At 52.1% G+C, this 25,628-nt stretch carries 25 protein-coding genes; 6 read left to right on the forward strand and 19 right to left on the reverse strand.

What is annotated here, in order from left to right:
• Window positions 1-21: 21 nt before the first annotated feature.
• From larA to QMA09_RS05260, 3 genes are all read right to left on the reverse strand, one after another.
• Complete coding sequence (larA, locus tag QMA09_RS05250; RefSeq protein ID WP_290212306.1) at window positions 22-1,302, reverse strand: nickel-dependent lactate racemase; 1,281 nt, start codon at window positions 1,300-1,302, stop codon at window positions 22-24.
• An 86-nt stretch (window positions 1,303-1,388) separates the two neighbouring features.
• Entirely contained in the window at window positions 1,389-2,513 is a 1,125-nt protein-coding gene (locus QMA09_RS05255) for a 2-keto-3-deoxygluconate permease (protein ID WP_290212307.1), read from the reverse strand.
• A complete protein-coding gene (locus QMA09_RS05260; RefSeq protein WP_290212308.1) occupies window positions 2,510-3,670 on the reverse strand; it encodes a glycerate kinase in 1,161 nt (386 codons plus the stop codon). Before QMA09_RS05260 ends, QMA09_RS05255 begins: the two co-directional genes overlap by 4 nt.
• A 143-nt stretch (window positions 3,671-3,813) precedes the next feature.
• On the opposite strand from QMA09_RS05260, the gene QMA09_RS05265 reads away from it, so the two are divergent.
• On the forward strand, window positions 3,814-4,911 hold the full coding sequence (locus tag QMA09_RS05265; RefSeq protein ID WP_290212309.1) for a CdaR family transcriptional regulator: 1,098 nt from the start codon (window positions 3,814-3,816) through the stop codon (window positions 4,909-4,911).
• 43 nt (window positions 4,912-4,954) lie between these two features.
• Here the strand turns inward: QMA09_RS05265 and QMA09_RS05270 are convergent, their stop codons facing one another.
• Window positions 4,955-5,641 carry a FusB/FusC family EF-G-binding protein gene (locus QMA09_RS05270; protein ID WP_290212310.1) on the reverse strand — a complete coding sequence of 229 codons (687 nt, stop codon included), beginning with the start codon at window positions 5,639-5,641 and terminating at the stop codon, window positions 4,955-4,957.
• A gap of 203 nt (window positions 5,642-5,844) precedes the next feature.
• Between QMA09_RS05270 and QMA09_RS05275 the strand changes: the two genes are divergently transcribed.
• From QMA09_RS05275 to QMA09_RS05285, 3 genes are all read left to right on the forward strand, one after another.
• A complete protein-coding gene (locus tag QMA09_RS05275) occupies window positions 5,845-6,372 on the forward strand; it encodes a DUF6241 domain-containing protein (RefSeq protein WP_290212311.1) in 528 nt (175 codons plus the stop codon).
• A 214-nt stretch (window positions 6,373-6,586) separates the two neighbouring features.
• A complete protein-coding gene (locus QMA09_RS05280) occupies window positions 6,587-7,066 on the forward strand; it encodes a DUF2975 domain-containing protein (RefSeq protein WP_135502008.1) in 480 nt (159 codons plus the stop codon).
• Window position 7,067: 1 nt separating this feature from the next.
• Window positions 7,068-7,286, forward strand: a complete 219-nt coding sequence (locus QMA09_RS05285) for a helix-turn-helix domain-containing protein (RefSeq protein ID WP_290212312.1) — start codon at window positions 7,068-7,070, stop codon at window positions 7,284-7,286.
• Window positions 7,287-7,337: 51 nt separating this feature from the next.
• Here QMA09_RS05285 and QMA09_RS05290 read toward each other — a convergent pair whose 3' ends face one another.
• From QMA09_RS05290 to QMA09_RS05330, 9 genes are all read right to left on the reverse strand, one after another.
• Window positions 7,338-8,375 (reverse strand): LacI family DNA-binding transcriptional regulator, encoded by a 1,038-nt coding sequence (locus tag QMA09_RS05290; protein WP_290212313.1) that lies wholly within the window; start codon window positions 8,373-8,375, stop codon window positions 7,338-7,340.
• A complete protein-coding gene (locus QMA09_RS05295) occupies window positions 8,372-9,220 on the reverse strand; it encodes an HpcH/HpaI aldolase/citrate lyase family protein (protein WP_290212314.1) in 849 nt (282 codons plus the stop codon). Before QMA09_RS05295 ends, QMA09_RS05290 begins: the two co-directional genes overlap by 4 nt.
• 15 nt (window positions 9,221-9,235) lie before the next feature.
• Window positions 9,236-10,438 (reverse strand): CaiB/BaiF CoA transferase family protein, encoded by a 1,203-nt coding sequence (locus tag QMA09_RS05300; protein ID WP_290212315.1) that lies wholly within the window; start codon window positions 10,436-10,438, stop codon window positions 9,236-9,238.
• 169 nt (window positions 10,439-10,607) lie between these two features.
• Complete coding sequence (locus QMA09_RS05305; protein ID WP_290212316.1) at window positions 10,608-11,708, reverse strand: tartrate dehydrogenase; 1,101 nt, start codon at window positions 11,706-11,708, stop codon at window positions 10,608-10,610.
• Between the two features lie 228 nt (window positions 11,709-11,936).
• Entirely contained in the window at window positions 11,937-12,686 is a 750-nt protein-coding gene (locus tag QMA09_RS05310) for a GntR family transcriptional regulator (protein WP_290212317.1), read from the reverse strand.
• A gap of 154 nt (window positions 12,687-12,840) precedes the next feature.
• Complete coding sequence (locus QMA09_RS05315; protein ID WP_290212318.1) at window positions 12,841-13,809, reverse strand: aldo/keto reductase; 969 nt, start codon at window positions 13,807-13,809, stop codon at window positions 12,841-12,843.
• Between the two features lie 54 nt (window positions 13,810-13,863).
• The gene (locus QMA09_RS05320; RefSeq protein ID WP_290212319.1) at window positions 13,864-15,117 is read right to left on the reverse strand and encodes an MFS transporter; all 1,254 of its coding nucleotides are present in this window, start codon (window positions 15,115-15,117) and stop codon (window positions 13,864-13,866) included.
• A gap of 409 nt (window positions 15,118-15,526) precedes the next feature.
• Entirely contained in the window at window positions 15,527-17,023 is a 1,497-nt protein-coding gene (locus QMA09_RS05325) for an amidase family protein (RefSeq protein ID WP_290212320.1), read from the reverse strand.
• 113 nt (window positions 17,024-17,136) lie between these two features.
• Window positions 17,137-17,373, reverse strand: coding sequence for a hypothetical protein (locus QMA09_RS05330; RefSeq protein WP_135502024.1), 237 nt, complete (start codon window positions 17,371-17,373; stop codon window positions 17,137-17,139).
• Between the two features lie 142 nt (window positions 17,374-17,515).
• On the opposite strand from QMA09_RS05330, the gene QMA09_RS05335 reads away from it, so the two are divergent.
• Together QMA09_RS05335 and QMA09_RS05340 are read left to right on the forward strand one after the other, a co-directional pair.
• A complete protein-coding gene (locus QMA09_RS05335) occupies window positions 17,516-17,872 on the forward strand; it encodes a hypothetical protein (RefSeq protein WP_135502026.1) in 357 nt (118 codons plus the stop codon).
• A gap of 122 nt (window positions 17,873-17,994) precedes the next feature.
• Complete coding sequence (locus QMA09_RS05340) at window positions 17,995-18,327, forward strand: hypothetical protein (protein ID WP_290212321.1); 333 nt, start codon at window positions 17,995-17,997, stop codon at window positions 18,325-18,327.
• Between the two features lie 495 nt (window positions 18,328-18,822).
• Here the strand turns inward: QMA09_RS05340 and QMA09_RS05345 are convergent, their stop codons facing one another.
• The 6 genes from QMA09_RS05345 to QMA09_RS05370 all read right to left on the reverse strand — a co-directional run bounded on the left by QMA09_RS05345 (window position 18,823) and on the right by QMA09_RS05370 (window position 25,618).
• Window positions 18,823-20,169, reverse strand: a complete 1,347-nt coding sequence (locus tag QMA09_RS05345; RefSeq protein ID WP_290212322.1) for an MmgE/PrpD family protein — start codon at window positions 20,167-20,169, stop codon at window positions 18,823-18,825.
• Window positions 20,170-20,171: 2 nt separating this feature from the next.
• Entirely contained in the window at window positions 20,172-20,828 is a 657-nt protein-coding gene (locus QMA09_RS05350) for a GntR family transcriptional regulator (RefSeq protein WP_135502033.1), read from the reverse strand.
• 141 nt (window positions 20,829-20,969) lie between these two features.
• A complete protein-coding gene (locus tag QMA09_RS05355) occupies window positions 20,970-21,626 on the reverse strand; it encodes a potassium channel family protein (RefSeq protein ID WP_290212323.1) in 657 nt (218 codons plus the stop codon).
• Between the two features lie 219 nt (window positions 21,627-21,845).
• Entirely contained in the window at window positions 21,846-23,576 is a 1,731-nt protein-coding gene (locus QMA09_RS05360) for a M28 family peptidase (RefSeq protein ID WP_290212324.1), read from the reverse strand.
• 39 nt (window positions 23,577-23,615) lie between these two features.
• Window positions 23,616-24,884: a hypothetical protein gene (locus QMA09_RS05365; protein ID WP_290212325.1), complete on the reverse strand. Its 1,269-nt coding sequence runs from the start codon at window positions 24,882-24,884 to the stop codon at window positions 23,616-23,618.
• Window positions 24,881-25,618, reverse strand: a complete 738-nt coding sequence (locus QMA09_RS05370) for a creatininase family protein (protein WP_290212326.1) — start codon at window positions 25,616-25,618, stop codon at window positions 24,881-24,883. The genes QMA09_RS05365 and QMA09_RS05370 overlap by 4 nt, the downstream gene beginning before the upstream one ends.
• Window positions 25,619-25,628: the final 10 nt, after the last annotated feature.

Consider the following 25,628-nt stretch of genomic DNA (forward strand, 5'->3'; position numbering starts at 1 on the left):
GGGAATTGCTCCTTTGTGGGTTTATTTTTGTACCAATGCTTGTTCTTCTACATATGGAATCGTCAACGGGCCGAGCGGCAGGACTGCAATCGTCATGTCCTCGCCGTATTTCTTCTTCAGTTCTTCGATGGTCGCTTCGATATTATGGGTCGGCTTGAGCATCGCGCTTTCCACTTGTTCGTCGGTCAGCTTCGAGTAGACGAAGACGTCCGCCCATACCTGGATGACGGCCTGCTTCTGCACTTGCCACTGGTCGAACACTTTGAATTCCGGATTATTGATCATATCAAGCAGTTCTTGCGGCGAATTTGCCATGCCGAAGATTCCCTTGTAATTGCCATGGTCCGGCAGCCCGTCCGAACATTCGGACGCGATGATGATCGAACCGCCTTCTTTGACGATTTTATGGGCCGCACTCATGCCTTTGACCGCCTGGTACAGGTTCTGGTCGAGCGGGTAGCCTGAATTGGATGCGATGACGACGTCAAAACGCTCGTCGCAGCGCAGCATGGCATGCTCTTTGGCAAACGCACAGCCCTGGTCGTGCGCTTCGTAAAGCTCGCCGGCAAAAATGGCCGTGATGTCTTTCTCCCGGTTCAATGTCACGTTGAGCATGAAATCCGGTTTGCACATGCCGTTGATCTCGCGTGTCATGTCCTGTACGGGGTTGTTGACCATATTGCCCCACGTCGCGAGCGGGTCGCCGATCATCCGGGCGTTATGGAACGTCATGATCGTTTCGATGCCGGCGATGCCGGGCATCATGCCTTTCGGTCCGCCGGAGAAGCCCGCAAAGAAATGGGGTTCAATAAACCCGGTGACGATTTTAAAATCCGATTCGACATAATCCTTGTTGAGGTAGACATCGCAGCCGAAGCGGCTGTGGCCGACCTTGACAAGCGTTTCTTTGTCGTGGCAATGGTTATTGACGATGCGGATATTATCGACCACCCATTCGCCGAGCATACCGACGAATTCTTCACGGGTCTGGTCGCGATGCGTGCCCGTTCCGTTGATGACGACGAAGTTCTCAAGCGGCACGTGGTTCAATTCTTCAATCAATGCCGGCACCAGAATATGGTTCGGCGTCGGCCGCGTGATGTCGGAAATGACGATCGACACCGTATCGGTCGCTTTCACCGACTCGCGCAGCGGCTGGGAGTTGATGGGATTGCGCAGCGCCTGGCGGATCGCTTCTTTATGGTCTTCCATTTTCGGCAGGTTTTTCGGTTCGATGATGAATGCATGGTCGGGCAGATCCAGGACCAGCCCGGCTTTTCCGTAAAGCAACTCTGTTTTCATGGGAAACCCTCACTTTTCGTCAGATTTGGTGCAGGTGCAGATAACACGTTATCCCCCTATCGGAAAATAGGGGGATAATTCTATGCTTAAAGTTCTGTGACTTCTTTGGTTTTGGTTTTCTTGCGGTCAGAATCAACTTCGTCAAGCGTACCGTCGATGCCCCGTTTGCGCTGGTATCTGTCCATCAGGATAACCCCGAGCGGGCACAGCAATGCAGTGGTGATCGTCGAAATGGAAATTTGGGCCGTCGCAATCGGAACGATGCTTTCAAGCTGCGCGTATTCCGCCGCTGACATCGCCCCTGAACTTACCGCTACTGCCGCAGCTGCCAGGATGGCCGCAGGAGTGGCCGCAGCATTCCCTGCCGTCGACGATTCCGCGATTGGTGCGATAAAGCTTTTCTCTTTGAAAATCTTGAATGCCAGGATGCCAAGTCCGGCAGTGACGAAAAACGTCAAGAACGCAAGTGCAAGTCCGCCGGCAAGTACTTCCGGATTAAAGAAGTTGGCTAAGTTCATGCCCGCTCCCAGCGCGAATGCGAAGAATGGGATCGGCAGCGTTTCGCCCGGCTTCAGGAATTCGCGGATTTTCGGATCCAGATTCCCTAAAATCATGCCGATTGCAAGCGGCAAAAGAACCGCGATAAAGGAGATGACCGGGAAAGCAGTTCCCATCAGGCCAAGCGCCACTAAGGTGAAGAACGGGCCGTCATTAAGCGACAGGATCGATAAGCCGCCGACGTCCGAACGGTTGCCGTATTGTCCGGTCAAAGCTGCATATAAGCCGCCGTTGCTGTTTGTCATGCCGGCAATGATGGCCAGTGTCGAGAGGCCGAGAAGGCCGTGCCACGGATCAAAGAAGAATCCGAATGCCACCCCGATGACAACACCGCCAAGGTATTTGGAGCCCGTTAAAATGGCACCTTTTTTCAGTGCCTTGGCACCGACTTTCATGTTCATCTGGCTGCCGATCGAGAACAGGAACAACGCGATCAGCACGAGCGCGCCGTCTTTGAATAATTCCTGGGAGAATCCACCGATGCGCAGAAACTCGTAAAAGCCATCATCCGTAGGTGCAGCGCCAAGCGCTTTCAAAATGGTTTGCACAAAAGGCAAATGAAGCTGGTCAATCGTGTTCAGTGTCGCGCCAAGCAATAACGGTACAATCATCAAGCCGCCCGGTACTTTCTCAATCGTATCTTTTATTCTCATACCAATAACCTCCCCTGTTGTGTAACGCTTTGGTGAAAATAAGCCCGAACAATCTGTTCTGCTGCATTTTCAATCAATTCTGCGGCCCCTTCGATCGCCTGTTTCAGCGTCATCGGGCCGTTGACGATGCTGTGAATGCTGACGACACCAAAATCATGCAGCGCTTCTGCGCCTTTTCCGACCGAACCCGCGATGATGATCGTTGGCACCCCTTGGTCTTTTGCACGTTCCGCAACCCCCATCGGCGTTTTGCCGAAGGTCGTCTGGCTATCCACTTGGCCTTCGCCGGTAAGGACGAGGTCCGTATTTTCCAATTCTTCGTTCAAGCCGATATAATCCAATACTACATCAACGCCGCGCTTCATCTTGCTCGGAAAGAATGCTTGGAAAGCACCTCCGATGCCGCCTGCTGCGCCTGCGCCCGGCTGTCCGTGAAGCGACGTGCCGGTCTTTTTGTAGATCTGGTCAGCCCAATGCGCCATGTAACAATCAAGCGTTTCGACCACTTCCGGTGATGCGCCTTTTTGCGGCCCGAACACATGCGATGCGCCTTCGGGTCCGATCATGGGATTCTGGACATCCGAGGCGATGGTGAACTGGCTTCGGGAGATGCGTTTGTCAAAAGAAGCAAGGTCGATCGCCTCAACTTTGTTCAATGCGCCCCCGCCGAAACCGATGTCCCGGCCATCAGCGTCCAATAAGCGCATGCCAAGTGCCTGCAGCATTCCGGCGCCGCCGTCATTGGTCGCCGAACCCCCAAGTCCGATGATGAATGACGTGAAGCCGGCATCAAGCGCGCTGCGGATCAATTCGCCGGTGCCGTATGTCGTCGCTGTCAGCGGCGACAATTGCCCTTCCGGCACGAGGTGAAGGCCTGACGCCGAAGCCATTTCGACAACACAGGTCTTGCCGTCGCCCAATACGCCATACGCCGCTTCGACCTGATCTTGCAGCGGTCCGGTCACTGTAACTTTCTGTATCCTGCCGCCGGTTGCCGCGACCAACGTTTCCATGGTCCCTTCACCGCCGTCTCCGATCGGCAGCAGCACGGTTTCGGCACCCGCAAAGGCTTTCTTGATGCCTTTGTCGATTGCCTGTGCCGCTTCGACCGCCGTCAAACTCCCTTTAAATGAATCCGGAGCTATTATGATCTTCATCAAATCCCCCTTCCGAAAGCGCTTCCACTAACTTAGTCTAAATTATATGAATATTGACTCCTTTCGTCTATGGTTATAACATATAAAGATAAAGCGGTTTCATTCCGTTAAATTGTACGAACCAAACAAAAGGTGGATAAATCATGCAAATGCTCAACCAGAAAATGGCAAACGACATTGTTCGAGAGACTTCCCTGCGCCTGCACCGCAACGTCAACATTATGAATACGGAAGGCCGCATCATCGCCGCTCTGGACAAATCACGCATCGGCGCGGTCCACGAAGGCGCACGCCAAGTGCTCGCTACCGGGCAGTCGCTGGCAATCGCCGAAGGCCAGGAATGGGAAGGCGCACAGCCCGGCGTCAACTTGCCGCTCATCTTTATGGGGGAGCTGATCGGCGTCATCGGCATCACCGGAGCCCCCGAAGAGCTCGAGGACATCGGCGAATTGGTAAAGATGACGACCGAATTGATGATCCGCCAAGCTTTCCTCGACTCCCAAATGGAATGGCAGCAGCGCACCAAAGAAATGATCATCGACCAATTGCTGAGAAAAGATCCGTCAGTCACTACCGTCGAAGAAAACCTGGAACTATTGGGCCTGCGCCTAGAACCGCCGTTTACGTCCATCATCATCCAGTTCACCGAACGCGAGACTGCCAACCGCATCCTGATCCAGCAAGTGGAAAAAGCCATCGGCACCGGAATCGCCAGCTTCATCAACGTCAACCGCCTCGTCGTCATCCTCAGCGGCGTCGAACCAGAAGCTGTCGATGGCCAAGTCCAAGCGCTTCATGCGCTGCTGAAAAAACTCGATCTCCAGTTCCGGATGTCGTACAGCCTGCCCTATCACCATCTGCGCAAATTCAGCCAGTCCTACGAAGACTGCGAAATCACGCTCGAAATCAGCGGTTCAGGCAAAGAACTGACCTCGTTCGCCTACATCGAGCTGAAATCGCTGTTCTACCAAGTGGATGAAACCGTTTCGGAACGCTTTGCGCACCGCGTCCTGAAAAACTTGGACAAAACGAAAGCCGAAACGCTGGAATCGTTCTTCGCCAATAACCTCAACATCCAAAAGACGGCGGATGATTTGTTCCTGCACCGCAATACGCTCATCTACCGCCTGAAAAAAATTGTCGACGAGACCGGCTACGATCCGAAGAATTTCAAAGACGCGCTGATCTTGCAGGCGGCGCTGTGGATTTTCCAGAAATGGGAGCGCAAATCCATGTCTTGACATGCAAAAAAGCTTTCCGTTTTTCGGAAAGCTTTTTTCATCTTTATTTTTGCAGGCGCGCCGTGAAATCCGACAGGCGCTCGAGAGTGCTGATGTTGCGGTTGCATACCGCGCTGTCCATGCAGATGTAATTTCCACGTTTGACGAATTGGTCCTGCCCGGAGCTTTTCGTGCGGGCGGTGAACAAGCCCACTTCACTGTGGCGGTTGCAGATGGCGCAGATGCCTTTTTTCCCGCTGCGCGACAGCGTCCCGGAGACGCCTTCAAGCCGGCCGTCTTTCTGGGTCACGAGGTACATCAAGTTCGAACTTTCGGTCCACGCCAAATACGACATTTTGCTGAAGTCGAGAGTGTCGGGCTTCGGTCCTTTGAGCTTTTTCGCTTTCGGGAACAGCTTCGCAAGCGCTTCGCTGGCGGCTGCAGGAAATGGAATGATATACGGCACGAGCGCTTCGAGGAACGCTTCGGCGTCCGCCGATTCCTTCACTGCTGACAGCGGGCCCAGCACCGCCTTCTGTTCTTCGGTCAGCGCAGGGAATAACTTGAAGACTTTCTCATGCGCCAGATGCCGCAGCACGCTCAATACTTCGGCGTCGTTGCCCGTCGCCTGTCCCGTGACCAGGATTGCGGCCTGGTCTTTGATGAAATTGAATTGGTCGTTGCGGATGAACGCTTCCGGACGTTCCGAGCCGCCGCCGGTTTTATCGGTCGTTTCTTTGACATGTATCATGATTAGCCACTCCTTATCGCGTTAGATGAGGTTTATAAGGAAGCAAAGAATCGGACGGAGCTCTCCCTTTTCATTTCATCATACTTGAGTTGACTGTCAATTTCCATTTGCGCAAACCTTATCCTTTTTATGGAAGGTTATTGCCATCCAGTAATTTACAGGCCATAATTAACAGTATACACACCAGTTAAAGGAGCGATTCGATGAAACAAACAGCAGCAGCGGCTTTCATCAGCCTCGGCGTCTTAGCATTGCTCGCTGTCGGCGGGTTCCTGCTGATTCAGAACGGCTCTTCCAATGAAGACGAAACACCGGCACCGATTCGGGCCACCGAAAATTCTACGCCGCAGCCGGCAGCTGCCCCTGCTTCGCAGGAAGAGTTCGCCGGCAGTTCAAAGAGCCCTGTCCAGCTTTCCGGCGATATGAGCGATTACGAAATCCAATTATACCTTCACGAAATGACGCATAATAAAGTCTACGCCGATGTTAAATTCGGCTCCCGGCCTTTGACGGCGGACAGCGTTGCGAAGCTGATCGAGATTGTGCAGGCCAACAGCTACCAGGACGAGAAATTCTACCTGGAGACGCTCAGCGCTTGGCAGGAAGGCAATTTCTCCAATGCGGTCGATGTCCACAACACGATCTGGAGTTGGCACGGCGGAACCATCGGCAAAGCCACGCGGCTGATGACAGACCAGGAAGAACAGGAATACGCCAATATGCGTCACTAAACGCAGGTGAAGCATTTCCCGAAAGAGAGGAAATGCTTTTTATTTGAGTGAAAAAATAAAAATTGTTTATAAACAATATTTATTTATTGATAAACGATATATTTTGAGGTATGATTTAATCAAAGACAGGGCAGGGGAAATTCGGCCAGTCGCGCAGATGATGTGCTGGCAGCTGTTCCCCCGCTTAACTATGATTTGAAACGAGGTGCTTTACATGAAACGGGAAACACTTTTTTTGAAGGCGGTACTCGTCTTGATGGCGCTGCCGGTTCTGGCGGTCTGCATATTCGTCGTGCCTCCGATATCGGAGTTCGCCGGCGAATTGATCGATGGGGTGCCTTTTGTGCAATACTTCTTCATGGCGGCGCTTTACGCGACGGCCGTTGCTTATTTCGTGGCGCTATACCAGACCTTGAAGCTGCTCGGCTATATCGATCGCAATATCGCTTTCTCAGAGCTGTCGGTCAAAGCCCTGAAGAACATCAAACGCTGCGCACTGGCCATTACTGGCTTGTATGTATTGTGCCTGCCGATTATTCTGTATGTGGCACAAGTTGATGACGCTCCGGGCCTCGGCGGGCTTGGCCTCGTCATCACATTCGGCGCATTGGTCATCGCGGTTTTCGCAGCGGTGCTCCAGAAACTACTGCAAAATGCCATCGAGTTAAAATCTGAAAACGATTTGACGGTCTGAGGTGAATGATATGGCGATAATTATCAATATTGACGTAATGCTGGCCAAGAAAAAAATGAGTGTAACCGAGCTGTCTGAGCGGGTCGGAATCACGATGGCCAACCTTTCCATTCTGAAAAACGGCAAAGCGAAAGCGATACGCTTTTCCACGCTGGAAGCCATTTGCAAGGCATTGGATTGCCAGCCCGGCGATATTTTGGAATACAAAGAAAGCGAATGAACACAGGAAAAGGCCCGACCGGCACAGGTCGGGCCTTTTTGATGCCATTTATTAAAGGATTTCGCCGCACGACTCACGGACGACAAGCGACGGCTCGAGCTGAACCGTTTCGGGCTGCATGGTTTCGCCCCGGCGTTTCGCCGCAATGGCCAGAATCAGCCGCTCCGCCGCTTCCCGTCCCATTTCATAGGCCGGCTGCCGGATGGTGGTGAGCGGAGGATTCAAATGCTTCGACCATTCGGTTTCATCGTAGCCAAGCAATGCAATATCCTGCGGCACGGCGATGTTCAATGTACCGAGGGCGTCAAGGATCTCCAGCGTCAGCCGATTATTGGTCGACAGGATGGCATCCGGCTTGCCGCTCCCTGACAGCAATTGCTTCATCGCCGCCAGGCAATCTTCTTTGGTTTCGACAACTTTGATCAGTGCCGGATCTGTCTGGAGCCCATGCGCCGCTAACGCCTGTTTATAGCCTTCGAGCCGCTCTTGCCGGGGGCTGATGCCGTTTGCCGGATACAGAAAAATGGCGATGCGGTTTTTCCCGAGCGCCGCGAGGTGGGACACGGCAAGCATCGTCCCTTTAAAATTATCAGCAACGACCGTGTCGACTTCGACGCCCTTCACCCGCCTGTTCAAAAAGACGAGCGGGAACGCTTCTGCAGCGAGCGCAGCAAATAGCGGATTGTCCTCGGATGCCGGATTGATGATGATGCCATCGAGCTGCCGCATCAAAAATTCCTTGATGTTCTTGCCTTCTTTCTCCGGATCGTCCCGTGAATTCAAGATCAGCAAGCTATAGCCCGCTTCCTGGCAGGCATCCTCGATTCCTTCCAGCACCATCAGCCAAAACGGATTTTGCAGATCGGACAAAATCAGCCCGATGGAATCGGTCTTCATTTGCTTCAATCCGCGCGCCAGTGCATTGGGGCGGTAATCGAGCGCATCGATGGCATCCTGCACCTTCCGCCTCGTGGCATCGGCAATGTAATCGGTGTTGTTCATCACGCGGGAAACGGTGGAAATCGACACCCCCGCCTGCCTGGCGACATCTTCGATCGTCAGCTTGCGCTTTGCCGGAATGTCCGTCATGCCCCAGCCACCAATCCGTACCGTTCGGCAGCTGCGTAAATCTGTTTGGCTTTCTCGATTACCGGACGATCGACCATTTTGCCGTCGAGCATAAAGACGCCGGCGCCTTTCGCTTCGTTGTCGGCATGCCACAAGACCTTCACCGCCCAGTCGATTTGTTCCTGGGACGGGCTGTAGACTCCGTGAATCGTTTCGAGCTGCTTCGGATGGATCGCCATCTGGCCATTAAAGCCGAGCGCACGCGTCGAAGCTCCCCGTTTCTCAAGGCTGTCGGCGTTGTGGACATCCGGAAAAACGGTGTCGTAAACGCCCGGAATGCCTGCCGCTTTTGCATGGGTAACGATACGTGAGCGTGCATACAGCGCTTCTAGTCCGGTTTCGGTCAGCGTCAAATCCAGGTCCACTGCATAATCGATGGCACCGAAAGCGACGCCGCTGATGTACGGGCTGCTGAAGATGTCCTCGAGGCGGACGATTCCCACCGCGGTCTCAATGAGTACGATCAGCTCACCTTCGCTGCCCATGCGCTGCCACGTTTCAGCTGCTTGTTCGGCACTTTCCGTTTTCGGCAGCATAATGCCCGTCACGTATTTATGCTGCGCAAGCGCGGCGTCTTCACGATACCATTCGGTGCCGAATTGATTGACCCGCAAGAAAATCGGCGTCGCCGGCTTCTCGCTCAGTTCGTCGAGCGCCTCGGCGATGGTGTTCCGCGCACCGGCTTTTTCGTCCGGATGCACGGCGTCTTCCAAATCCCATAGCAGCGCGTCGGCCCCGCTATTGATCGATTTCAACAAACGCTCTTTTTTCGTTCCCGGCGTAAACAATAAACTTCTATAAATCATCTTCCATCCCCCTTATCAAATGATCCCGCCATTGCGCAGCTCTTCGATTTCCGCCGGCGTCAACCCCAATTCTTCATAAACCGCTTTGTTCGACGAACCCAGTTCCAATCCCGCATGGCGGATTTCGCCCGGTGTCCGGGAAAGCTTCGGCGCTGCGTTGAGCATTTTCACTTTGCCGAAATGCGCATCGGGCACTTCGACAATGTTTTTGCGGTGGATGAAATGCGGATCTTCCATGATTTCCTGGACGTTGTAAACCGGCGCGATCGTCGCTTCAAAACGGATAAAGCGCTCCAGGATTTCTTCCTGCGGAAACTGCTTCATCCAGTCCGCAATGATCGCTTCAAGTTCATCGGCATGCTGCAGTCGCGCCTGGTTCGTGGCGAACTTCGGATCGGCGAGCAGCTCTTCCCGGCCAATCGCTTTGAAAATCCGTTCGACAATCGCCGGCGATGTGCCCGAAATGGCGAGCCATTTGCCGTCCTGTGTTTCGTATAAATTGCGCGGCGCCGTCCAGCCGGTGCGATTGCCTTTTCTTCCCGGAATGACGCCCAATTGGTCAAATTCCATCACCTGGTTGCCGAGCATGCCCATCAACGCTTCGTAGATCGGCAAGTCGATCGATTGCCCTTTGCCGTCTTCCGAATGATCCCGTTCGTAGACCGCCACCATCGTGGCATAGGCCCCCATCATCGCTGTCGCGTAATCGGCGAGCGCGAAGCTTGGCAGCACCGGTCCGCGGTCCGGAAAGCCGTTAACCTGCGCAAAACCCGACATCGCTTCCGCAAGCGTGCCGAATCCCGGGCGCTCTTTATACGGGCCGTCTTCGCCAAATCCGGATACCTTCACTAAAATGAGGCCGGGGTTTTTTTTCGCCAGCGACTCGTAGGTGATGTTCCATTTCGCAAGCGTCTGCGGCCTGAAATTGGTGATCACGACATCTGCCGTCTCTGCCAATTGGTGGAACAGTTCCTGCCCTTTCGGCGTGCTGAAGTTCAGCGTAATCGGTTTTTTATTGCGCGACACGAGCTTCCATTCAAGCGATTCACCGTCCTTGTGGCTACCGGCATTGCGCAGCGGATCGCCAGCCGGGTGTTCCACTTTAATCACTTCGGCGCCAAAATCGCCCAGGTAAGTCGCCAGCATCGGACCCGCCAGCACCGTCGAGGCATCAATGACGCGCAGCCCTTCGAGCGGCAGTTTTTTCTTGTCCTCCATTTTTCCATCCCCTTATTTTTTCGCCGTGATTTCTGAAAACGTTTTCAGAAGGTTTCGTCCATCATATATTTTATTCAGAAAAATGTAAATACTTTCATCATCCATTAAAAATAGCGCAGCCGGCTGACTTTCAACCGGCTGCGCTAGTAATATTTCTTCCTTATAGAAATCAGTGTGCTTGTTCTTTCACTTTTGCCAAGTTCTGAATGATTGCGTCTGTCACTTCGACCGTATCGTAGGTCCCGCCAAGGTCGCGGGTCAGGATGCCTTGCCTTGTCGTTTCTGCAATGGCGTTGTTCAAGCGAATTGCTTCTTCGGTTAATCCAAGATGGTCCAGCATCAGCGCCGCACTGCCAATCGTGCCGATCGGGTTGGCGACGCCTTTCCCAGCGATGTCCGGAGCAGATCCGTGGACCGATTCAAACATGCTCGGCGTCCGCCGTTCCGGATTCAAGTTGGCGCTTGCAGCGACGCCAAGGCTTCCGGCGAGCGCGCTGCCGAGATCCGACAAAATGTCCGCAAATAAATTCGAAGCGACGACCACTTCCAGTTCTTCCGGATGCAAGACAAACTCTGCAGCCATCGCATCAACGAGCCGCTGATCTGTTTCGACATCCGGGTAGTCTTTGCTGACGCGTGCAAACACTTCGTCCCACAGCACCATGCCGTATTGCTGGGCATTGCTCTTCGTGACGCTCGTCACTTTTTTCCGGTCGCGCGTCCGCGCTAAATCGAATGCAAAACGGATAATCCGCTCGCAGCCTTTTTCCGTGAACAACGCCGATTGGACAGCGACTTCATTGCCCGTGCCCCGCCCGGCGAAATTGCGTCCGCCGATTCCGGAATATTCACCTTCTGAATTCTCGCGCACCAGCACCCAATTCAAATTGTCGACATCCGGATGATTCAGCCTTCTCGGCACCCCCGGCAAAAATTCAACCGGCCGGATATTCGCCCATTGGTCGAATCCTTGGCAGATGGCCAATCGCAATCCCCATAAACTGATGTGGTCCGGCACTCCCGGGAAGCCGACAGCGCCAAAGTAAATGGCATCGTGATTGCGGATCTGCTCCAAGCCGTCTTCCTCCATCATTTTGCCGTTCTCCAGGTAATATTCGCAGCCCCACGGAAAATAATCGCTTTCGAAAGAAAATTTGCCTTCCGATTCTTCCGCCATATATTCCAGTACACGCATGCCTTCCCGCACCACTTCTTTCCCAATGCCATCGCCCGGAATAACCGCTAACTTAAATGTTTTTGTTCCGCCCATTTTCAATTCCCCCTGTCGTCGCCATCGCTGGCCCTTTGATATGTGTTACAGAGTATATTAGTTTAATGCATACGTTAATGTCAATAATATTTTAAATTTTATGAAAATAAAGTGTTTTTACCATTTAAATTGCTAGGAAATCTATTATTTATATTTTCCTTAAAATTAACGTATACACAAATGATTGTTGAAATAAAATAACGGCCTGCTCCTATAAAGGGCAGGCCGTTATTTATTGACGATTTCGGTATTATTGATTTCATCAAGCACTTCGAGAATTTCCTTCTGTGCGCGTTTTCGGTGGGATTCGATCAGCATGCTTGCAGCTTTGCCGTCTTTTGCCCGCATGCAGAAAACAATCGCTTTATGTTCAGTAATCGATTGCAGCAGAATTGGCCGCTTTTCGATTGTAAACAGCCTTGCCCGGTAAGATTGATCCGCAAAGCTGTCGATGACAGCTTTCAGGCGTTTATTATGGGCATAGTCAATAATCGCCGTGTGAAACAAATCATCCAGCAGCGACCATTGTTTCAAATCTTCATTCAGCAAAGCCGCTTGCTGTTCCTCGATGATGGCATCCAGATGGTCCAGCTCAGCGTCAGTGGCGTTTTCGGTTGCGGTTTCGATAGCCAAACTGTCCAGCCTCGTAATGATTTCATAGACTTCTTTCAAATCTTTCTGCTCGATCGGCGCTACGATAAAACCTCTCCGCGGAACCAGCTGGACAACGCCTTCGATTTCCAAACGCACCAACGCTTCACGGACAGGCGTACGGCTCATCTGCAGCGCTTCGCTGATTTCGCGTTCCAGCAGGGCGGTACCCGGCGGCAGGATCAAATCCCGAATGGCGAGCCGAATCGTGTGATAGGCCCGTTGGGGAAGGCGGTATTCATCCATTCCGTTTAAATTTCGAATGAATAGCTGAAGTTCTTCTTCCATGTTCATGCCCTGCTTCACTCCAAACCATTCCAGATTCACCTTTAAGCCGTCTCGGCATTAAGCAATGTCCATCTATTATAACGACAATGAAATTTTGTGACAACGGCAAGTGTGAATGCTCCGGGCGATTGGACGTGCAAAGAGACACTCCCAGCCCGCAAGCCAGGAGCGCCTCTTTACGAAATCCAAAAACTTATACCTCTTCCAGCCGGTCCGTTGCCGGCGGCGGAGTGATGGAAAGATCGGAAATTTCCTTGCGCCATTCCGGCGTCATGCCGATGTCGAGCGCCGCAAGCGATGGTTCCAGCTGCTCCAAATTGCGTGCGCCGATAATCGGCGCGGTGACGGCCGGATTCGCCATCGCCCAGGCTACAGCCAATGATGCCGGATGATGGCCTTTTTCATTGGCATGCTGCGTAAAACGGTCCGCAATGCGGTAATAGGCCTCTTCAGCATAGCGCTTTTCGTAGTTTTTCTGATCAACCAGCCTGCCCTGCTCCGGCTTTTTGCCGCTGCCGTATTTGCCGGTAAGCAAACCGCCGCCAAGCGGGCTGTACGTGATGACGCCCATGTTTTCAGCGGCAGCGAGCGGCAGGATTTCCACCTCTGCCTGGCGCTTTACCAGATTGTACATCGGCTGGACGCATTCAAAGCGCGCCAGGCTTTCTTTATAGGAAATGCCGAGTGCCGTGGCGATTTGCCAGGCCGCCCAATTGCTGACTGCCGGATACAGAATTTTCCCTTGGCGCTGGAGATCATCCATCGCCCGCAGCGTCTCCTCGATCGGCGTCTCCGGATCGAACGCATGCACAAAATAAAATTCAATGCGGTCCGTATTCAGCCGCTTCAGGCTCTTCTCGACTTCCTTGACGATGTGGCGGCGCGACAATCCGCGGTCATTGACGCCTTGGCCAGTCGGTCCATTCACTTTCGTCGTCAACACCAAGTCATCCCGGCTGTCTGCGATGCACCTTCCCAAGATTTCTTCCGCTGCGCCTTTATTGTAGACATTCGCACAGTCAAAAAAATTGATGCCGGCTTCCCGGCAGCGATTGAACATCGCCCGCGAAGTTTCTTCATCGGCGTTGCCGCCAAATGACATCGTTCCAAAACAAAGGCTCGATACTTTAATGCCCGTTTTTCCAAGCGTCCGGTATTCCATAGACATTCCTCCATTTTAAATTAATGAAATCGAATTCCACTCTTTAATGCCGGCTTATCCTTTCATATATTCCTTTCCTTCTCTTTTCGCAATCGCCATCGCCCACAGCAGCAGGACAATGACTACTGCAAGGACAGCAGCAAGAAACAGCCAGCCGAACGTGAACGAACCGGTCACATCCACAATAAAGCCGAACAGTGGCGGTCCGAGGATGACGCCCCAGGAGCCGATCATCAGGCTGAAGCCGCTGGCGATTCCAGCCTGCTTCACTGGAACCAGCTCGGTGGCGGCGTTCATCCAGACTCCGTTGAAACCCGAAATGCAGAAACCGAAAGCGATGGTGATGGGCACCATCACCCAAAACACCGTTCCCGGCGGAAGCTGGCTGATCCCGAGCGAGATGACTATCGACAAAGCCGCAATGATGGCCATGACGATGATCCGCTTTCCTTGAAAGACATGGTCGCTGATCATCCCCCATGCGATGCGGCCGAACGAGCCGCTCACTTCTGAAATCACCAGCAGCATGCCCGCTGACACGAGACCGATGCCGATGTATTCATAAGCGAACAGCACCAAGTATGTATTCAAGATCAATTGGCTTCCGCTCAGCCCCATAGCGGCGATGCTGACCAGCACCAGCGGCTTTTCCTTGAACATCTGCAGAATCGAAGCCAGCAAACGCGCCGGCTCCTCTGCAGATTCCACTTTCGCGTCGTCTTCCGGCGGGTCGGAATAAAAGCGATAAGCAAGGATACCTGTAAGAATCAGCAGCAGGCAGGCCCCCAAAAGCACCGGACGCCATCCCCAAACAGTCGCGGCCGGAAGCAGCAAAAGCGCTGCCAGGGCAGATCCCAGCGTCACGCCCATCTGTTTGATGCCCATAGCGGTTCCCCGCTTTTCAGAAAACCAGTGGATGATGCCTTTATTCGATGTCGGATGCATAGCGCCATAGCCGACACCGCCCAGCACCACCATGAACAGGACCACCGCATAGAGGGAAGTCAGCGTCATCAGGATAAAGGACACACCCAGGCACAGCGACAACAGGAACAACAGCTTTTTCGAACCGATTCGGTCCACTAAGAACCCTGCGGGAATCGCAATTGCCGATTGCCCCAAGAACAAGGCTGCAGGAAGCATGCCAATCTGCGCTTTTGTCAGCGACAAATCCTCCCCGATCAGCACACCAAGAGGAGCTAGGCTTCTCCCGATAAAAGCCACCATGATCTGGGCAATCAGCAGCCACGTTAGCATGCGCCACGGATTGATAGCGAATAATGCATCTTCGCGAATGGTTTTGTTCATTTACACTCATCTCTTTTTGCCGGCTCTGGCAGAAATCCCAATATCTCGTCGGCGGTTATTTTGGACTGGCTCCACTGGACGGCCGTATTCCGGCGTGGACATTCGGGCTTCAACAGTTCCATAGATTTTCGAAGCCACCTTTTCGTCAGTGTACGTTCATTATTGCGGACATCCCAATCGGAGTCAATTCAGTTGTTTAATTATTCTGATTAATCGTTTCACCTTTTCGGTTCTAAGGCAAAAAAAAAAGCAGCCTTTAGGGCTGCTCCAACTGAAAATGAAAATACTTTTATCGATATTAATTTTAACTTTTTCCAAAGCTCAAGATATGAATTGCAATACGAATAGTTCCGTTGTTCTTTTCCATAATTGAAGAGAACAATGTTTCCGGCTCATCCTCCATTCAGCTCTAGCGGGAAAACACCGGGTTCCCTTTTTGCCCGACCCACAAAGCTGTCTGTTCCATCTGCAGTGCCAGAGCAAGCAGTCGATGCTCCTCGCCTTTTGCAGCCATAAACTGCACGCCGATCGGCAAGCCGCCATCAGAAACATGGACCGGCACCGACATCGCCGGCTGCCCCGTCAAGTTCGCGAGTTGGGTATACGGCGTATAAGTGAGGCTCGGCAAAAACATTTCGTAGATCAAGTCCTGCTGCGCATCCATCGTCTGCGCCGCCGAAAAACGTGCCAGGAGATCCGTTCGCGACGCAGTGTTATGCGTCAGCTCACCGATTTTCGGTGCGGTATAAGCGGTGGCAGGCGTCAAATAAAAGTCGTAGCACTGATGGAGCTCCGCCATTTTAGCAGCGGCCATATCCCAAGAAGCCAGGCTTGCCGAATAATCAGCAGCCGATACTTGTTTGCCGGCTTCACTCAGGAGCCACGACTCGATTTCCATATCTCCGGCCTCCAATGCGCGTCCGGACATGCGGCCAAGATTGCGTGCAAGCAACGCCATCTCGCCGCTGTTCATCAAATAATAATCCTGCATCAAGCGGATGCCGTCGATGCCGTTGGATGCCTCTTCCACTTCATGCCCTTCCTGCAGCAGCCATTGGACCGTTTTCTGAAGCGCATCTTTTGCGTCTTGCGAAACGGGCGTACCGACTGGCGAGTCGGCGGCAACTGCAATGCGCAATTTGCATTCCGGCTGCTGCTTGAAAAGTTCGCTGTATTTCCCGGGAAATAAAGGTGTCTGGAATGCCGCTTCCGGTTGGACCGTCTGCAGCACATCGAGCAGCGCGCAACTATCACGTACCGTTCGTGTTAATCCAAAGTCGATGGAAGCGCCTTGCCATTGCCGGCCTGTACCTGGCCCGACCGGCGTCCGGCCGCGTGTCGGCTTCAAGCCAAAGAGCCCGGTGAACGAAGCTGGGATGCGGATCGAACCGCCTCCATCGCTGGCACCTGCCATTGGGACAATGCCCGACGCCACAGCTGCAGCAGCACCGCCGCTTGAACCGCCTGGCGAATAATCCGGGTTCCACGGATTGCGCGACGGACCATAAAGCTCCGGTTCGCTGATATTCTTCAAGCCAAATTCCGGCGTATTGGTGTGGCCGATGAATGATAGCCCCGCTGCTCCCAATCGGGCAACGAAATGGGAATCGCCCTGCGCTACTGATCCTCCCAATAATTTCAAGCCTGCCGTCAACGGTTCGCCTGCCAGCGACTGCGAAATGTTCTTCAGCGCCATCGGCACGCCACCAAAAAGGCCGTCTTGGTTTTTTTCCAATGCCGCAAAAGCTTGTTCCTGGCGAACCGAAGTGAAAGCATTCAATTCCGGTTCCAGTTGCTCAAGGCGCTCAAAAGAAAGTGCCAGCAATTCCGCTGGCGCCACTTCCTTGCTGCGCACCAATTGCGCCATTGCGGTGCCATCCAATGTTAAATAGGTTTTTAAGTCCATCGTTTCCCCCGTTCCGGCTCTTTGGGCCGCATTTTTATCAATCTCTCTAAAAATCATACCATGAGTAAAAAAAGCCTTCCGCATGAACGGAAAGCTTTCCAGCAGGCAATAGGTTACTCATCATCCGGGAGTTCCATGATCTTGATCGTTTTAAAGCCGAGGATCACCTTGAAATTCAAGCCCCAATTGACTGAAATCATATCCAGCTCGGAGTCTGTGACCTTGAAATGCATGACAGTGTCATGATCGCTATCGACGACGATATAGGCATTAGCGTTCGTAAACAGCGTGAAAGATTTATGCGCGATCAAAGTCCAGCCATGTTTCAGGCCGTGGCTCTTGTTGCCCATGGCTCTCCCCCCTTTTCTTGGATTATAGCCCATAACGGCCTCTTTGCGGAAACTTTCGGAAGAATGGTTTTCTCAAAAAACTTTTCATCTCATGGTTACTCTTCTATAATGGGGAGAGTCTGAAAAAAGTAGGTTTTAATGAATGGAACAAATTTTTTGGTTTATCTATGCAGCTTTTCTTGGCACTGCGACTGTCGGCTTCATCCTCCACAGCGGGCCGTTGAATTTTCCAGTCAAGTTTGACCTGGTGGTTTCTGTCATCACCTGGATCGGCTTGTTCGGCTTTGTCACCCAAAACCAGATTTTCGAACCGATCGTCTGGAAGTTCGTCTTTTTCGGCGGCCTCGCCTGGGATATCATTTTTGCCTTCAAACTGAAAAAACAGTTTGAGCATGAGCGCGAAGAAGTCGCGGGTCCGACAGGCACTTTTTTCGTCGCGCTGTCGACTGCTCTTTTCTTAGGTCCTCTGTATTACGGCTTATTCCAATACGCATTTTAAACAAAAGGGTTTTCCGAATAAGGGAAGCCCTTTTTTATTTTGTCCGTAAAAGTGAAAATGTCATTTGTTTGTGGATCTCTATTGGAATATGATGGGGATAACAAGAATAAGGGAGCGATTGGGTGAAAAAGACGGTTTTGTATACTTTAATGCTATTGTTCCTTCTTCCTCTTTTAGCTGGCTGCAATGGGCCTCCGTTGCTCAAGGGCGATTACAACGGAATGGAAATCATCAAGCACGGTGAACTTGTGTATAAAACAAACGACGTACGCGAAACCAAAGAGCTTGTTGATATGATTAATAGGTCGAAACGCGAAGAAACTAATACACGGGAACTCCCGGAACCTGTCGGAACATTAACGTTCCATAGAGAGAGCGAAGAAATTACATTGCCGCTTTATGAAGAAGGCGTCGTGATTAATGAATATTTTGTTTATGCAAGTTTCGATTTCTAACAATCTTTAAAAAGCCGGTTCTCCATCCAGAGAACCGGCTACAGGTAGTAGACAAATATATATTTATGTTATTTAAAGAACAAAAAGTCATTGCATCTTATGTATACCGGATTCTGCGCTCCATGCGGACGCTTTCCGCGGACGAAGCGCTGAGCCTCCTCGTCGCAAGCTCCTGCGGGGTCTCATCACTCCGTTCTTCCGCTGGAGTCGCCGCATTGCGCTCCGAATCCTTGAGAGATTGCTTACCAAAAGTGGATGAGTTGGTTATTCTCTTTAATGAGAGCTACATGCTGACAACCGGTCTGGCCACGAAGACTCCTGTGGGACAGCGAAGGCTGAAGACCCCGCAGGCACGTCAGTGACGAGGAGGCTGAAGCTGAGCCCACGGAAAGCGAAGTGGCCAGAACGGTTGGGCTATAAACAGTTATTCATGTTGATTAGATTTTGTATACAGTCTGAAGCCGGTTCTCCATCCAGAGAACCGGCTTTGCTGATTCAATTCAATATTCTCTCCGCATTTCCTTTCGTCAATGCGATCAAGCCGTCCAAATTTTCCAGCTCGTCCAGTTTGTACATCTGTTCCCGCAAAGATACCGCTGCTCCTCCGCCAATGATGGCGTGGACCAATCGATTGAATTTGCGCTCCAATGCATTGTCGTCCATCGGGTTTTCGATGCTGCCGGTGGCGTTTTTCACAGTATGCGCGATTGTGCTGCCATCCTTCAGGTAAGCCACCGCCTGCACTTCCTCTTCTTTAACAGCGGCATCAACCTGCGGATGGATTTTGCTGCGGAACGCCACAACTTCCGGATTGTGGACGCTGGCATCCGAATACTGAGCTTCCCCCGCATCGCCTTCCAGGAATGCGACAGCGGCGGTGTGGTAAATGCTGAATTTGCCAGCAAGCCCTGTCGGCGGCGTCGGTTTGCCGGTCAGTTCCAAGACATATGGATTGACGGTCAGCTCGATGCGCTCGACATCTTCCGCTTTCACTTGTTTGCCGAGTGCGATGCAGGCATCAATCGAAGGATGGAGCACGATGCCGCACGCATACGGCTTGAACGCGTTCTTCAGCAATTCCCATTCGGTGCCCCATGCGACATTCACTTTCGCTAAATCATGTTCGGGCGCCAAGACATTGGCAAACCCGCGCTTCGCTTCCAGCACTTCTGTTGAGCTGGTAAAGTTCTTCTTGGCGAGCAATGCTGCCATCAACCCATTCTGCGCAGCCTTGCCGGGATGGAACGGCTTGGTCATTGTGCCGAACATTTCGCGCAAGCCAAACGATTGGGTGCCGGCGATGCCAAGTGCCCAAGCCATTTGCTCTTCATTCAACTCCAGCAAAATGCCCGCAGCGGTTGCAGCCCCAAAGACGCCTGTCGAGCTCGTGATGTGGTAACCGAGGTGGTAATGGCTCGGGTACACGGCATTGGCAATGCGCAATTCCGCTTCGCATCCCAAGATGAAAGCGTGCAGCACCTGCTTGCCGGACAAATTCATTTTTTCAGCAAGCGCCAAAACGACAGGTGCCACGGGTCCGCTCGGGTGGTGGATCGTGTCGAGATGGGTATCATCGTAATCGAAAATATGGGAAGACATGCCATTGATTAAAGAGGCCAGCAGCAAATCGGTTTTTTCCGTGCGGCCGAAAATCGAGACTTGTTCCGCCGACTGAATGTCCTCTTTCAGGCCGAGCACCATATCGACCGATGGATGGTGCGCTGCACCGATTGCCACGCCCATCCAATTGTACAAACTTTTTTTGCCATGGATTTTGACTTCTTCCGGGATCTCTTCCATTGTCGTCTTCAGTATATTTTCCACCAATTGTTTTGTCACCATTTCTATTCCCCACCTTCTGTCAATTTTTGCATTGCGTGTTCGCGCGCATTCCGCACGTGGTGCTTGGCGATGCTTTCGGCAAACTCACCATCTCCAGACCGGATCGCGTCTATGAGCATCTTATGTTCGCTGATATTCTGAAGCGGCCGGCCGGATGTCGACAGCGACGCGGACATCATCAAGCCGATCTGCGTCTGCAGCATATTCATGATGGCTTCGAGATAGACATTGCCCGACAAGCGCGCCAATGTCAGGTGGAACTCTGAATTGATGCGCGCCAGTTCATGCACATGGTTAGCCACTGCTTCCTGTTCCGCTTTATCGATCAGTCTGGCCAGTTCGCTGATTCCTTCCGGCGTATGGCGTTCTGCCAGTTTCCGCGCCGCGAGCCCTTCCAGTAATTCGCGCACATCATACAACTGCGCCACTTTGCCGACCGACAGCGTAATGACCTTAACGCCTTTATGCGGCTCGTGCGTAACGATCCCCTGCTCTTCAAGCTTGCGTATCGCTTCCCGCACCGGTGTGCGGCTGACCCCGATTTTCTCGGCCAATCCCCGTTCCGTCAGCGTCTGCCCCGGCTTAATCTCGCCGGTCCGAATAGCGTTATACAAGTATTCATAGACGGAATTCTTCTTCACATCAGTCATTTCGATCATTGCGTGTTCTTGCCCCCCTTTATTTGGTATACCATATTGTTGAAAATTATAGACTTATCCCCGTTTATTAGCAATAAATACTTAATTTTGTATACCAAATAAAAAACCACCGTTCATGGGAACGGTGGTTGCGTGGTTCAGTTAAATTCCTTTTTCTTCGAAGCGCTTCAGGTCATCCCGATGCCCCATGACAATAAGAACGTCGTTTTCCCGCACTTCATCATTCGGTACCGGCGCAATATTGACGTCTTCTCCGCGTTTGATCGCGAGAATAATAATCTTGTATCGCTCCCGCAAATTAAGCTTCGCCAATGTGCGGTTCGCGATTTTGTCCGATGCCGTCAATTCCTGGATGCTGTAATCCTTCGACAAATCGATATAGTCGATGATTTTTTCCGAATCCATATGGTGCGCGACGCGGACACCCATTTCATACTCCGGCTGGATGACCCGATCAGCACCGACTTTTTCAAGGATTTTCTGGTGCTGCAGGTCTCGGGCCTTCACCCAAACCTTCGAAACGCCAATCTCCTTCAACATCAATGTGCAAAGTACGCTTGCCTGAAGATCATCCCCGATGGCGACAATGGCGTTGTCGAAATTCCGCACGCCCAGTGCTTTCAATTCGCTTTCATCCGTCGCGTTGGCAATGACGGCATGGGAGGAGTGATCGCGGTTCGCATCCACTCTCTCCATATTCGAATCGATCGCCAGTACTTCATGGCCCATTTTATAAAGCTCTTGGCACACACTGCTGCCAAAACGGCCAAGGCCAATTACCACGACTTGTTTTTTCACTTTAATTCCCTCTTTCTGCGCTATCCTTCAATCATCTCTGATAGCTAAAATCTACCCTCGCGAGCCCTTGTTGTCAAATGGCATCCCTTGGCTGGGTTCTGTTGGAATGGAAAAGAATTTTCCTGAACAATAGATAAAGAGAGAATGGCGTGTGAAAAGGCACGCCATTCTCTCTCTATGTACCTTCCAGTGAAACTTTGCATCGAAGCCAAGGGCGCCTTATTCGATCAGCGATTCAGCGATTCGAATCGCTTTTAAAAGAGCGAATTCGACTTTATTGAGCCGCCTTTTCAGCAGGGTCTGCCATTCAAACGCTTCCGGGCTTCCTGGCTTTGTTTCCGACAGCTGCCAGATATCTTTTAACAACGGCATGGTTGGCAGATTCACTGCCAAATCCTGCTCGAAAAGATCGCCGCTGACGTAACTGAGCGGAATCAATTCATGGGCGATTGCAAGCATCGCTTGGTTGAATTTTTTCGCTTCGCCGTCTTGCCAATCTTTCCGGTCTGCGAGCTTATTGAGCTGTGCTCCCAGTGCTTGGAGCTTTCCAGCGCGCTCCAAAGCCTTCGACAAATCCAACTGCTCTCCCGCCGCACGGGCATAAGCTTCCAATGCCGCAGAAATTTCAGCAGCGCCTGCAGCATGATTGAGTGCCATCACTTTGCGCGAACAGGCATCGTAGATCAGTGAAACGTAAACTTGGCAATCGCGCCGCAGGTTTTCAGGGTCGAGCTTGTCGAGCGTATCTTCCACAGTGTGCCACCACCAGCCGAAGCCACCGGATTTTATTCCTCCGAACAGCTTCACTAAGGTGCGTGACGCTGCATCGTCCGTTTGCGGCTGTTCGGAAAGACCCATGAACAACGCAGGAACTCCCGGTCCCCAGAAAGATTGGTCGCCGCCTCTTCCAAAGCGCTTGCCGATAAAAGCTTCGCCTGTCAGCGCCTCGACGAACGAGCCTCCGTAATCGCGCGTTTCGGCCATGCAATTGCTTTCGCCCAGGATTTGCGCCCCTTTCCCGCCCAACGAATCGGCATAGACATGCAACAGGCAATGTTCATGCAGCTCTTCCCAATGGCTGTCACAATAATAGGCGGATCCTGAATAGCGGCCGTGGGAATGGCCGGACCAAAACGCCAAGCGCAGTGTCCGGCGCAAAGGCATTGGCTGGCTCATCAGAATCCGTGCCGTTTCAAGCAATGCTGCATTGGCGCTGGCGTTGTCCATTGCGCCATAATGCCAGGAGTCGATATGGCTGCTGAACAACACGAATTTTTCCGGTTCGACTTCACCTTTGATGTCTGCTATTAACGTGGGGATTTTGCGCCAGCCGGTATCGACTTCCGTTTTCAGCCAGACCTTCAGTGGTTCGCCGGACCGGGCCAATTGGCCGAGCAATTGGGCCCCTTCTTTTTCCGTGATGGAAAGCACCGGAATTTTCGGGAACTCTTTTTTCGTCTCCGGCGTCGGATTGCCCCAGACCCGGGACACAGTCATTTCATGTGTGATGGACCCATTGATGAAAATTCCGGCAATCGCTCCTGCCTGCTCCAGCATTTGCACCCCGCCCGGCGTCGCTATCCCGTCCGTCAGCACCACTTTTCCGGCTGCTTCCATGCCAGAGGCGAGCTCTTTCACATAAAGCAGCTCTCCGTCGAGGCCCTCATTGCCGGTCGAAGTGGACATCGAATGGGTGATGCATGGAAACTCCATGCCGCCCGCCTGCAATTCTGCCGACAGCGGCAAACTGATAAAGCCGTCATGAAAGCTCAAGGCGGTTTCAAGACCCAGAGCGTCAAGCTCCCCCTTTACGTATTGGAACGCCCGCAGCTCTTCTGGCGAACCGGAGAGCCGAACTTCTTTCGCAATTTCTGCCGTAAACGCCATCAATTTCTCTGCTGATACCTTGTCGCTCAAGTCCAGGTGTGTTTTATTCAACTCGACAACCATCGAAAACCTCCTTTTCCGGCGTTGATATGCCTCGTTTGGTTACAGGACAAAATCCTTCGCGGCCGTTTTAACTTGTTCAAATGGCTGAAAGCGGCTGCCGCTCAAATCACTGACGGCATCGATAAACGTATTGGTGGTATGCGGCGTGTCATAAAGGATTTTGAAAAACTCCGCACGCTGATCTTTCGCAACCGAATCATAGCCTTTGCCGACCATCCAACGGCCGTAATAATAGGAAGGATAATAGGTTTTTTGAATGGGATGCGAGAAAAACCGGTAGCAATTATTCGCTTCGATGGGTCCCAGCATCCCTTTGTCCATCATATAAGCGATAGCCTCTTCTTTGTTCATCTTCCCTTCATTGAACAGATAACAGGCATTGGTCATGGCCATTCGCTGCATATCGATCCAATCGCGCGCCAGTTTATAATGCTGCTTCGCTTGCAGGGTGATGCCTTCGGTTTCTTCTTCGTCGCGGTCCCATCCTAGAAAATGAAGTGCACTTTCAGGCCCCCCTTCGAACAACGCATTCGTCGGACTGTTGATCAGGTAATAAGAAGCTTCGATCGGCAGTTTGCCTTGCTGAAAAAGATAATCCCAGCGGCAGTAAAATGCCTGATGGCCCGGATAGCCTTCATGCGCCATGATCTGCGCCAGCACCGGTTCTGTCCAAGGCCGGTCAATATTGAATGTCAGATTGCCGCGGAAATTGCCGGTATACTTGGAATATCCGCTCCAAAATACCCCTTGAATCGACTTGATGTAATCCAATCCGTCTCCTTCGGGCAATTCAATGACCCGCTTTAATGTTCCTTCTTTGCTTTTGTCTTTCATCGACTCTGCCACTTCAATTACTTTATCAGGCGCAATCAATGTCTCAGCGAGCCAGCTTTGCGCTTTTTCTTGCAGGCTGCCTTTATAGCCGAGCTCTCCCAAGCCTTTTTCCACAAGTTCGCGGTGCCCCGCCATCGTTTCTTCCGGTATCAGTGTGGCCGGCAATTCCTGGATGTTGGCAATATATTCTGCATAAGGCAAATCGTCGCCTTGAAGGCTGCGGCCAAAATAGCGGTATGCATTGACCATCGAGCGCAAATACCTGCCCGGATGGCCGGCAAGCCCCTGGATTTCCTTTTCCACCTCATCGATTTTGCGGCCAATTTCATCAAAGTTCCGGAGTGAAGGCTTGACGCTGCTGTAGCTGGCTGACGCCGTTTCCGTATCGTGCAGTTTTAAGGTTTGTTCGTTGAGGCTTAAAACGATATCCACTATCGCTTCTCCCACCGGTTCTGAAGTCCAACGTAAGGTCATCTTTCCATTCCCCTTTCGTACTGCATTTCAATATCCCATAATGTGCGTATGTCTTCGAGCACCAACTTGACCATCATTGCATAGAGCTTTTCCCCTTTGTCCGCCGTTGCTGCCCCAGCGTTGCCAGAAAAGGCTTCCGGATACAGCGTGGCCCCGCCATTTTTAAAACGGAAGCGTTTGGCCAAGGGAATTTCGTGGCTGCCGACGCCTTGCGTATAGGCGTACCGCTCATCGATTGCCAGGACCATTGACGTTTCATCTTCGCCGGCATGGCCCGGGTCCGGAGCAATCCTTTTGATGTCTTCTCGGTAATCGATATACCAATTGATGGTCAGTGTCCGTATTCCGATATCCGCCAATTTTTCAGTGACAAGATCGAGGCTCGCAATGTTGCCGCCGTGGCCGTTGAACAAAATGATGTTGCTGAATCCGTTCTGGTAAAAGCCTTTGCAAATTTCAAGAACATAATTCCCGAAAACTTCACCCGGAACATCAATCGTCCCGACAAACGGCGCAAGTCCCCAGGAATGGCCATACGCCACTTCAGGCGCCATCAGAATCCTGTCGCCTGCCTCTTCTTCAAGCCGCCTGACGAATTCCCTTGGAATCAGCACATCCGTGCCAAGCGCACAATGTGGGCCATGGGCTTCGATCATGCCGATCGGCAACAGCACCGTATTGATGCTTTTCTGAAGTTCTTTAAAATCGTTCAAATTCATCGTCATCATATCCATAAGCCGCTTC

The organism is Planococcus sp. APC 3906 (assembly GCF_030407685.1).
GTDB lineage: Bacteria > Bacillota > Bacilli > Bacillales_A > Planococcaceae > Planococcus > Planococcus koreensis.